Raw genomic sequence first — 10,087 nt, forward strand, 5'->3', positions numbered from 1 at the left:
TTATTATTGTTTAGTGAATGTTATTGGCGTGAATCTTTAAAAGGTTTTGATGTCTAATATCCGCTGAGCTTGTATTATATGTTTTTTCTGGTCTCATAATGAATCCCATCGAATGACCTGCTTCTGCCGCATTTTGTAAAAGAATAAAATCTTGCTCATTTATTTCTGGCAACCATCCTAATACGACACTGTAATTACCGCTTCTTAATGCTTTTTCCATGGCATCAATGGTCGTAATTGAATTAACTTGGTTAAATTGCATGATTTTGTTGGTGGGTAAACCAGCTTGCTCTAACCAGTGTTTACTCAGTTTTTTATCTGGGCTCAGCCATAATAGCCAACGTGATTGAATACCAAACTGGCGCAACATCGGTAGCAAGATGTAATCCATAATTGGGTGTTGTTCGTTATAGACTAGCTCGCTCACCATACCTTGTTGTATTGCACCATTAGCAAAACTCATTGCTGGGGTTACGTTTCCTAAATTGCTATGTGTAAGACGATCATGCGTGAAGCTATCATTAGTAAAATGATTAAGAGAATGTGTTGTTGCGCTATTCCAAGTAGAAATACTCATAATTCACCTCGCTACAATTTTACATGTAGAACAATGTTTCATGGAGATAAGTGCTGTATGAACATACAGTAACTGTATATTTATACAATATCAAGGCTATTTTTACAAAGCGCTTCGCAACTTTGTGGTTTTTATGCGAGTTATACTTGGCATTTTTAACTGAAACTTTAAAATCGATTAAACATAATTATATGTAAAAACAGTTGTTTTTTTATTGCTTGAAGCTCAAGGACGATTGTGTTTTTTTTATTCATAAGGAGATGGAAAAGTGTCATTACAAAATGAAAGAAGTTCCCTTTTACAACAAATTTTGGGGCAGTTTGGCGCGCTAAAAAAGAAAAACCATTTCGGTGGATACTGTTTGTGCATTGATAATGCACTGGTGGGGTTAGTACTGGATGGGCAATTCTATGTTCGTGGGTGCCTGTTTTCTCGTAGCTATTTTGAATCAGTTGGGTTTGAGCGGTTGGTATACAGCAAAAGAGGCATTCCTCTAGAGATGCGCTATTACCAACTTCCGGAAGAGGCCTGGTGTAACCCATCAATATTGAGTCACATTATTGAATTAGCTTACCGTTCAGCCATGGAAGAAACTCAACAAAGAGAGTCAGCGGCGGTACGCATCAAGGACTTGCCTAATATGAACATGGCAATGGAGAGGGCGCTTGGGAAAATTGGGATTTTCCATGCTGAAGACCTCATTATGATTGGGGCTAAAGCGTGCTTCTTGAAACTAAAACAGCATGGGAAGCTGATACCAAGTGTAAAACAGTTGATTGGATTGGCTGCGGCTATTGAGGGGTGCCATAGTGAAGTATTACCTTCTCGAACTCGGCAGGAGCTCATTAACTGGTTTAACAGCATGAACTAATTTTCATTCTTTCAAATCAGCGGGCATGACCATTTATAGGTTTTAATGCCCGCTCATCAGTTTATTTTATGACAAGCTAATCTGTTTAATCATTGATTTTATTTCAGGAATTAATTCAACCAGTAATTTAGTTTGTTCCATGATCAAGACTGTTTTCTCATCGTCATCGCTAGAGGCATGGTCAATGCGATTCAGTAAGCTCACTCTTAGGCGCTCTGACTTTTCATCAATAATAGCGGGATCTAAGGATGTGACTTGAATAGACGATTCGATATAGCAGATTGCATCATTTAATAAGGTGAGATTCGCTTCGTTTTGCATTTGCTCTCGATGGGCGCCGAGTGCTGAAATATAGCTCAGTAATGTATGGTTTAAACACAGTAAGCGGAACGCTTGTTCTTGCGTGATTTGGTATGACTTAGGATCCGATGCCATATTTGAAACAATTGAAGCAAATTCTGCATCATTATTATGGGCGTCACGTCTCGCAACACGGTACTCCAAGCTATTATCTTTACCGTGATAATATTGCTGTAAAATCGCATCTAAATAACGGCAGTTGCTATCCATCGTTTTCTGCACTACTTGCGGTAACTGTCGAAATTTCCAGTCAGGCCAAATAAAACTGACGGCAAGTAATGCGATAAAACAGCCAATTAGAGTGTCGATAATTCGAGGTAATGCGACTTCGAAACCTTCACCGAGTAAATTGAAACAAAATAGCACTAGCAATGTAATAAACAGTGTTGCTTGAGCATATTGGCTGCTACGGAACATGAAGAACAATAGCCCGGTGATAACGATTAGGGTGAGTTGCCCCTCAATGGATGGCACGATATTGAGTAAAGGTAACCCAATGGCTATGCCTAACAAAGTGCCTGTAATACGTAATGCTAGACGGCGCTTTGTCGCATTATAGTTGGGTTGGCAAACAAATAAGCTAGTGAGTAAGATCCAATAACCGCGTTCCAAATCAAATAATTGAATAATCACGTAGCCAGTGCAAAGCAAGGCTGACATTCTCACTGCATGGCGAAACAGCGAGGATTTTGGGGTTAAATGATGTTTGAAGCGGGCAAATACATCACGAATACCCGAGACTGATTCGTCAGATAACTGCTCAATTTGCTTATTATTTTGCTGCCAAGAAGCTTGGCCTAAGCTCAAGCCTTTTAGTTGGACATCAATTCCTTTGAGGTTTTTTAGCAAATTTCGTAATGCTTTGATTTCATGCAATTCAGGAGATTGTTGCTGGAGTAGCTGCAAGGAGTTTTCAATATACGTAAATGTGCGCTCAAAGCGTGGATTATGTTGATACTGCTTGCGCCATAACACGGATTGAGCAACCTGCTGGCAGGCTCTGGCTTGCATGGTTAATAAGCGTTGAAAGCGAAACAAAATATCACAATGACGTAAACGACGGCTAAGCTGTTGATATTGAATATGTGATGAACTAGCTCGTTCATGAATATCTTGGGCGACAAAGTAATATTGCAATGTATTACGCGTGCCTCGCTGACCTCTATCGCCTTTCAATCGGCTGAGTAGCGATATTTTTGCCTGATTCATTGTACTGACTAACGTACTGTTTACTAAGGCTAAATCATAGACTGATTGCTGATAGTCATCTTCAAGATCAGGATCAAATAAGTTTGCCTTTGCATCAAGATAAGCCGAAAGCTGCTGATAACACTGCGTAATGGCATCTTGTAGTGGGCGAACAGGGAAAAGGATATGCCCGATGAGAGTGAGAATGTTGTACCAAATGGCGCCAGTTAATAAGAGCGCTGGTTGGATATACCAAGTATCAAAAATAGGTACGCCCAGCATGGTGTATATTGCAATTAGCAGAGCACCGAAAGCGATAGTGGCATAACGTTGCCCTAATGCGCCAAGTAAGATAAAACCGCAGGTTGAGAATGCTAACCCAAAAAAGAATAAAACGGGGTAAGGAAAAAGTAACTCAATAGAGACTGAGGCAATTAAAAAACAGAATAAAGTGATAATTAAATTTTTTATTCTGCCAGTCAATCTATCATCTAAGTCAGTGAGTGCGGCAGCGACAACGCCTAGAGTTAAAGGGATCGTGACTTTAGGCTCTAAGCCTAAAAGCCATGGAACCAAGGTTGTGCCTGTCAGCGCAATTAAGATTCGGATATAATATAAAATATGGCTGTTATAGAGCACACGACGATAACTGGTTAGCAGCGTTAGCACAAAGTACCTCAGTGGTAAGACAAATCCTTATCTATATAGAATAACGTGTTTACGTAGAATAAAAAACTATTAGCAATTATGCTTTGATTATTTTCACGAATGATTCACACAGGTGCAGAACGTATGGAACTGAAATCGACACAGATTGGACAGCGCCTGGCTCAGCATCCCTATAATCGGGTTCGCTTACTTAATGCAGGCATCGAAGTTAGTGGTGAAAACCATCAATATCTTATTCCCTTCAATGAGCTAGTCGATATTCGCTGTAAGCGTGGGATCGTCTGGGGGGAATTGGAATTTGAAGTTTTAGATGAACAAGTCGTTCGTTTACACGGCACAGAGTGGAAACAAACTCAGCGTTTCTACCATTTTTTGAATGAAAAATGGCAGCAATGGAGCGTCGAAATGAGCGAGGTCAGTGCTCAAGTATTAACGTCTTTAACCCAGTCGATTTTACAACAAACTCAGCAAGATGCGTGGTTAAGTTTACGTAGCTTGCAATCAATAAAAGAAAGGATCACTCAGCAGTTTTCATCACTTCCTTTACCCCTCGTTCGCATGCCTTTATTTGAAAACTGTGCCGCACATTACCAATTTTGCAGGCAGTGGCTAACGAATAGTGAGCAATGCCGTAAGCAAAATAACCAGAATTGGTGCCAGTCAGTTCTAACGCGCTACGATGATTTTTTCCAACATATTGAATCCTCTCCATTAAATTATTCTCAATCATTATCAGTCATTAATGGCGAAGATAATGTTTTAGTTTTAGCGGGAGCGGGCAGCGGAAAAACATCGGTGCTGGTTGCAAGGGCAGGATGGCTTCTATTAAGAGAGCTGGCTAAACCTGAGCAAATCTTATTGTTGGCGTTTGGGCGTAAAGCTGCGGAAGAGATGAATGAGCGGATTCAGTCTCGTTTACAACAAAAAGAGATTGAAGCGAAGACATTTCACGCACTTGCATTGCAGATTATCCGCGAAGGTAGCAATAAGTCACCGGTAATTAGTGCGTTAGAGTCGGATACCGACAAACGTCAATCTCTCTTGTTGAATGAATGGCGAGAGCAGTGCTCCAGTAAAAAAGCCCAAGCGAAAGGTTGGCGAGAGTGGCTGTCAGAAGAATTGCAGTGGAATATTCCTGACGGTGAGTTTTGGAATGATGAAAAAATTAGTCGCAAAGTGGTCGTTCGACTAGAACGCTGGTTGAGTTTGATCCGCTCTCATGGCGGTAGCCAAAAAGAGATGATTGACAATACGCGGGAAGAAATTCGTGCGCTATTCCAAAAACGAATTCGTTTAATGGCTCCGTTATTGAAAGCTTGGAAGAGTGCTCTCAAAGATGAAGGTGCGATTGATTTCTCCGGTCTTATCCATCAAGCGGTCAATATTATTGAAAAAGGGCGTTTTATTAGCCCGTGGAAACATATTTTAGTTGATGAATTCCAAGATATTTCACCACTGAGAGCCAAATTATTACATGCATTACGCCAACAAAATAAGCAAACCTGTTTATTTGCGGTTGGTGATGATTGGCAGGCAATCTATCGCTTTAGTGGCGCTGAATTGGATTTGACGACGTCATTTAAAACGCATTTTGGTGAAGGGGATTTATGCGCATTAGATACAACATACCGGTTTAATGAGCGCATTGGTGATGTTGCGAATCGTTTTGTGTTACAGAACCCAAGCCAGTTAGATAAGCCATTAAATAGCCTAACAAAAGGTAATAAGAAATCAGTTGTTTTATTGTATGAAGATGCGCTAGAGCGTTTGCTGGATAAAATGAGTGGTTATGTTTTAGATGATGAAAATATCTTAATTTTGGCTCGTTACCATTATTTAAAACCGGAAATTCTTAATAAAGCGGAAACACGCTGGCCGAAATTGAAAATTCAATTTATGACCATGCATGCATCGAAAGGTCAACAAGCGGATCATGTCATTATTTGTGGTTTAAATGGTGGTAAAGAGGGATTCCCAGCGCCTGCGCGGGAGTCGATTATTGAAGACGCTTTGCTGCCGCAACCAGAACATTTTGAACATGCGGAAGAGCGACGACTATTTTATGTGGCGTTGACGAGAGCGAAGCAGCAAGCATGGTTATTGTATAACCCTGATAATCCATCCGAATTTGTTGAAGAGCTAAGGCAAATGGGCGTACCTAGACAGAAAAAACCTTAAAAATCGCTTATTAAAATTCAGAGCTTAAAAATGAAAACTGCGCCATTGAGTATACTGATGGCGCAGTTTTTTATTCATTTACGACTATTTTCAGGCGTACTATTAATTAGTGCGTTTATTTAAATAGCTTTGATAATCAGGGATCACAATATCAATTTCCCCATCAAAGAAAGGGGAGGTAATCAGAAAATCAGCAGTAGCAGGGTTAGTGGCAACAGGAATGTTCCATACAGTGGCTAATCGCAGAAGCGCTTTGACATCTGGATCGTGAGGAACGGCATTTAACGGATCCCAAAAGAAAATGAGTAGGTCGATTTTCTGCTCTGCAATCATGGCACCAATTTGTTGGTCACCGCCCATTGGGCCGCTCAACATACCGGTAACGGGTAAACGTGTTTCTTTATTGACTAAGCTCCCAGTAGTACCTGTTGCAAACAGCTTGTGTGAGCTTAATTTCGTTTTATTTTTGGTTACCCAACCGAGCAAGGATGATTTACAGTGGTCATGGGCAACTAAAGCAATATTTTTTGAAGCTGCGATTTTTCGGGTGGTAGATTCCATGAGGTTCCCTTAAACAAGATTGGCATCACAAATAGATAGCTGTCACGCATCTTAAAAATTGAGTGAACAAAGATGTACAACATATATCATAATGTATATGAATAGTTTACTGATTTTGGGAGATATTTTGATGAGAGATCAAGAAATTGCTGAAATTCTAACGAGCGTTAAGACAATTGCATTAGTTGGCGCGAGTGACCGTACAGACCGCCCAAGCTATGAAGTCATGGAATATCTCTTACATCAGGGGTATCAGGTTATTCCGGTGAGTCCGAAGCTCGCGGGGCAAACATTATTAGGACAGCAAGTTTATGCACAGCTGAGTGAAATCCCTAATCCTGTTGATATGGTTGATGTTTTTAGAAACGCTGATGCAGCAGTCGGTGTTGCTCATGAAGCTGTCGCTATTAAAGCTAAAGTCTTATGGCTACAAAAAGGGGTTATTAGCGAAGAGGCACAAAAAATTGCCGTGAATGCGGGGTTACAGTGCGTGATGGATAAATGCCCTAAACAAGAAATTCCAGCATTAGGTTTAGAAAAATAAGCATCGTGAGTTCATCGACGGTAATGTGAAAAAATAAAGCAGCTGGTGGGCTGCTTTACTGGATTGCGTTCATGATCAGTTACGTAGACGCGGAGCTTGTAGTTGGGATCTTATCGATTCTGCTAACTCATCCATAGAAGGTTGTTCTGGATGGTCATCAGTCATCTCATAAGTAATCTGTGCTTCTGCTAAATAAGTATGAACCGCTTCCCCATTATCATCTTCCATGACGACATGATACCAAGGCAGATCGCGTAATGTACTGTTGGATGCAATGTCATCATCATGTGGTTGGTCGAGCGAGTATTCAGGGTCAACATCAACAACTACCCCAAGGTAGCCGAGAAGTTTGTGTCTGACTTGTTGCCCGATTCCATATTTACTGGTGATCATCATAGCGACCTCCTTAAAAGCCTTGCTTGTACTGTAAACTACATGTGGGCAGTGCTGTGCGTTTTCAAGCCAATGTGTGGACAATTACTCATAACGCAATACACTGTCTTTAAGTAATAACGAAAAGCAGTGCCTCAATAATCAGATTATCTGCTGAATGAATAAAAAACAACTGCGTCAGAGGGTTTTAATTGATTAAGTAATGACATCGGAGGCTTATATGACAGCAACAGGTCGTTATTTCTATATTTATGGACGAGTCCAAGGTGTTGGGTTTCGTTACCAAACCTATCATTGGGCGAATCAAAATGGGATCAAAGGTTTTGTTTATAACCGGGATGATGGCAGTGTGAAACTGGCTATTTATGGTTCCGAGCAGGATATTGAATTTGTCGATGACTGGCTGAAAGCAGGCGGGCCTCCAGGCGCTAAAATCGATCACTACTTTAGTGAAAATTGGCATACGGAACCAATAGCGGATTTTTCCGTCCGCTATTAGCGTGTTCTTAAATACATTTTACGGGTTTAGGAAGACCTGCAAGTTTTGTCGCTTGCTTCGCAGGACCTTGAGGAAACAGTCGATATAAATAACGGCTGTTGCCTTTTTCTTCCCCAAACTGCTGAGAAACCGCTTTAACTAACATTCTGATCGCTGGTGATGTATTAAATTCTAAATAGAACGCACGAACGAAACGGATAATTTCGAGATGCTCGTCAGTGAGTTCAATTTCTTCTTGCGCAGCGAGTAGCGGAATAAGATCTTCGCTCCATTGTTGGCTATCAAGTAGGTAGCCTTGCGAGTCTGTTTCAATTTCTTGATTATTAAAAACCAACATACTTAATTTCTATCCAAACAAAAGTAGACCGCAAATTTAGCAAAAAACCAGCAATAACCCAAGTAAACCCTGTTGGAATAGGAAAAAATGTTGATAATTTCATCCATTGAATCAATGTGCGTCTATTTTTAAAGCGAACGAACAAATTAGGGGTTTACATTGAAAGCGCAGATGATTATAGTGCTCGTCATTGCGGAGGGGTGGCCGAGCGGCTGAAGGCAGCGGTCTTGAAAACCGCCGATGGGAAACCATCCGAGAGTTCGAATCTCTCCTCCTCCGCCATCTTCACTTCCAATCAAGTCTCCTGAAATCTTTCAATTCCAAATAAATTCCAAAGGTTATCAAACACTCTAGCAAAATTTCATTCTACCGACGTTTACTGATACCGTTTTAAATCGCTACTATTTCGCTATGCAATACTGGCGGTTTATGGAACTAGCCAATAAAGCAATTAAGCGTGACAAGCCAAAAGATATTGTACATTCCCTATTAATTCAGCCCTCTATACTTAAACTAACTCCAAATTATCTGGGAAACTCGAACCAATTCGCTAGATTTTGGTTACAAGCAAACTCAATTAAGACATAGATTAAATCTAATTATATTCTGTGTAATGGTATCTCTAATTTGAGGCCTCAATATGATAATTAATTGCTATGATAAAAAACTAAGTGAAAATAAAATCGATGAGCTTGTTAACGTACTTTATAAGTGCGTCCTTGGCGGTGCAAGCGTTGGATATACTGATGCAGAAGCTCAAATTAATGAGATGAGAAACTATTGGATTGACGTCAATCATTCGTTATCAACGAATAGTTTTAAGCTGATCTCAGCAGAGCTAGACAATCAAATCGTTGGGGTTGTTGGTCTTGAATTATGCGCAAAACCAAATGGTAAACACCGAGGAGAAATTTGTAAGTTATTGGTGTTACCTGAATATAGGCGTAAAGGACTTGCAAGAAAATTGATGCAAGAGGCTGAGCAAGTTGCATGGAACTTAGGATTGAGGCTTTTAACATTGGATACCAATACTAAAGGGATAACGGTTAGCTTATATAATTCCCTTGGATGGCAGATAAGTGGTGAAATTCCTGATTTCGCTCAATCGGTTGGTGGTATTCTTGAATCCACGACGATTATGTTTAAGCGCAAGCCCGAAAATGGAATTAAAATACAACATCCCTAGTTGTGTAGGGTAATATCTTGTTTTTAAAAGATATTGAAGGTGTGACTATCTGATTTATATGAAAATTCAAATAAAGTCTTATCAACCTCAGAATGCAGAAAAACTGCATGAAATATTTTATACCTCAGTTCATCGTATTGCAGCTGCGTATTATACAGAAGAACAGCTTGAAGCTTGGGCGCCTGATTTATATGAGCGTGAGCATTGGCAAAGCAAAATGGACACATTAAAGCCGTTTATTGCATATATTGATGAAGAGATTGTTGGATATGCAGATCTTCAAGATGACGGGTATATTGACCATTTTTTTGTTATGAAGCCTCGCTGCGGAATTGGTGCCGCACTTATGAATAAACTTGTTGAAGTGGCTAATACGAAAAGCATCAACAAGCTATGGTCATATGTCAGCTTATCAGCTGAAGAATTTTTTAAAAATCATCAATTTGAAATAGTTGAACGTCGAGAAGTTATTGTGAAAGGAGTGCAACTCCATAACGCAATGATGGTTCGATTGGCATTATAGTTAAATGATTCGGAGTATTGATTGATGCTTTGATGTGTGAAGCCATCCTCTAACATTTTTGTACCGTAGTCATAATTCTCGAAATTCAACACCTATCTGCAATATCAATATATAACTTACCCATACGCCACTCATAAAATCTGTATTTTTTACTAACATAATGGGTGATTTAGATCTAATCACATAATGTTAGCCTTTAAG

At 40.0% G+C, this 10,087-nt stretch carries 11 protein-coding genes and 1 tRNA gene; 7 read left to right on the forward strand and 5 right to left on the reverse strand.

The window, feature by feature from the left end; genetic code table 11:
• Positions 1-10: 10 nt before the first annotated feature.
• Positions 11-577 carry an SOS-induced cell division inhibitor SulA gene (gene sulA / locus JK188_RS14395; protein WP_211885156.1) on the reverse strand — a complete coding sequence of 189 codons (567 nt, stop codon included), beginning with the start codon at positions 575-577 and terminating at the stop codon, positions 11-13.
• A 268-nt stretch (positions 578-845) separates the two neighbouring features.
• Here sulA and JK188_RS14400 point away from each other — a divergent pair, with 268 nt between their 5' ends.
• Entirely contained in the window at positions 846-1,448 is a 603-nt protein-coding gene (locus tag JK188_RS14400) for a TfoX/Sxy family DNA transformation protein (RefSeq protein ID WP_187128929.1), read from the forward strand.
• A gap of 66 nt (positions 1,449-1,514) precedes the next feature.
• On the opposite strand, the gene yccS is transcribed toward JK188_RS14400, so the two are convergent.
• Positions 1,515-3,665 carry a YccS family putative transporter gene (gene yccS, locus JK188_RS14405; RefSeq protein ID WP_211885157.1) on the reverse strand — a complete coding sequence of 717 codons (2,151 nt, stop codon included), beginning with the start codon at positions 3,663-3,665 and terminating at the stop codon, positions 1,515-1,517.
• 123 nt (positions 3,666-3,788) lie between these two features.
• Here yccS and helD point away from each other — a divergent pair, with 123 nt between their 5' ends.
• Positions 3,789-5,843, forward strand: coding sequence for a DNA helicase IV (helD, locus tag JK188_RS14410; protein ID WP_211885158.1), 2,055 nt, complete (start codon positions 3,789-3,791; stop codon positions 5,841-5,843).
• Between the two features lie 102 nt (positions 5,844-5,945).
• Here the strand turns inward: helD and JK188_RS14415 are convergent, their stop codons facing one another.
• Positions 5,946-6,404 (reverse strand): methylglyoxal synthase, encoded by a 459-nt coding sequence (locus tag JK188_RS14415; RefSeq protein ID WP_211885160.1) that lies wholly within the window; start codon positions 6,402-6,404, stop codon positions 5,946-5,948.
• A gap of 130 nt (positions 6,405-6,534) precedes the next feature.
• On the opposite strand from JK188_RS14415, the gene JK188_RS14420 reads away from it, so the two are divergent.
• Complete coding sequence (locus JK188_RS14420) at positions 6,535-6,948, forward strand: CoA-binding protein (protein ID WP_211885161.1); 414 nt, start codon at positions 6,535-6,537, stop codon at positions 6,946-6,948.
• A 75-nt stretch (positions 6,949-7,023) separates the two neighbouring features.
• Here the strand turns inward: JK188_RS14420 and hspQ are convergent, their stop codons facing one another.
• Positions 7,024-7,344: a heat shock protein HspQ gene (gene hspQ, locus JK188_RS14425; protein WP_006813539.1), complete on the reverse strand. Its 321-nt coding sequence runs from the start codon at positions 7,342-7,344 to the stop codon at positions 7,024-7,026.
• Positions 7,345-7,561: 217 nt separating this feature from the next.
• Here hspQ and JK188_RS14430 point away from each other — a divergent pair, with 217 nt between their 5' ends.
• Positions 7,562-7,840: an acylphosphatase gene (locus JK188_RS14430; RefSeq protein ID WP_230082502.1), complete on the forward strand. Its 279-nt coding sequence runs from the start codon at positions 7,562-7,564 to the stop codon at positions 7,838-7,840.
• 7 nt (positions 7,841-7,847) lie between these two features.
• Here the strand turns inward: JK188_RS14430 and JK188_RS14435 are convergent, their stop codons facing one another.
• Positions 7,848-8,177, reverse strand: coding sequence for a TusE/DsrC/DsvC family sulfur relay protein (locus JK188_RS14435; RefSeq protein WP_036951672.1), 330 nt, complete (start codon positions 8,175-8,177; stop codon positions 7,848-7,850).
• Positions 8,178-8,371: 194 nt separating this feature from the next.
• Here JK188_RS14435 and JK188_RS14440 point away from each other — a divergent pair.
• The 3 genes from JK188_RS14440 (at position 8,372) to JK188_RS14450 (ending at position 9,886) form a co-directional block, all read left to right on the forward strand.
• Positions 8,372-8,459 (forward strand) — tRNA-Ser (locus tag JK188_RS14440).
• A 358-nt stretch (positions 8,460-8,817) separates the two neighbouring features.
• The gene (locus JK188_RS14445; protein ID WP_211885162.1) at positions 8,818-9,363 is read left to right on the forward strand and encodes a GNAT family N-acetyltransferase; all 546 of its coding nucleotides are present in this window, start codon (positions 8,818-8,820) and stop codon (positions 9,361-9,363) included.
• A 58-nt stretch (positions 9,364-9,421) separates the two neighbouring features.
• Positions 9,422-9,886, forward strand: a complete 465-nt coding sequence (locus tag JK188_RS14450; protein ID WP_211885163.1) for a GNAT family N-acetyltransferase — start codon at positions 9,422-9,424, stop codon at positions 9,884-9,886.
• The last annotated feature ends 201 nt before the right edge of the window (positions 9,887-10,087 follow it).

The organism is Providencia sp. JGM181 (genome assembly GCF_018257375.1).
GTDB lineage: Bacteria > Pseudomonadota > Gammaproteobacteria > Enterobacterales > Enterobacteriaceae > Providencia > Providencia lanzhouensis.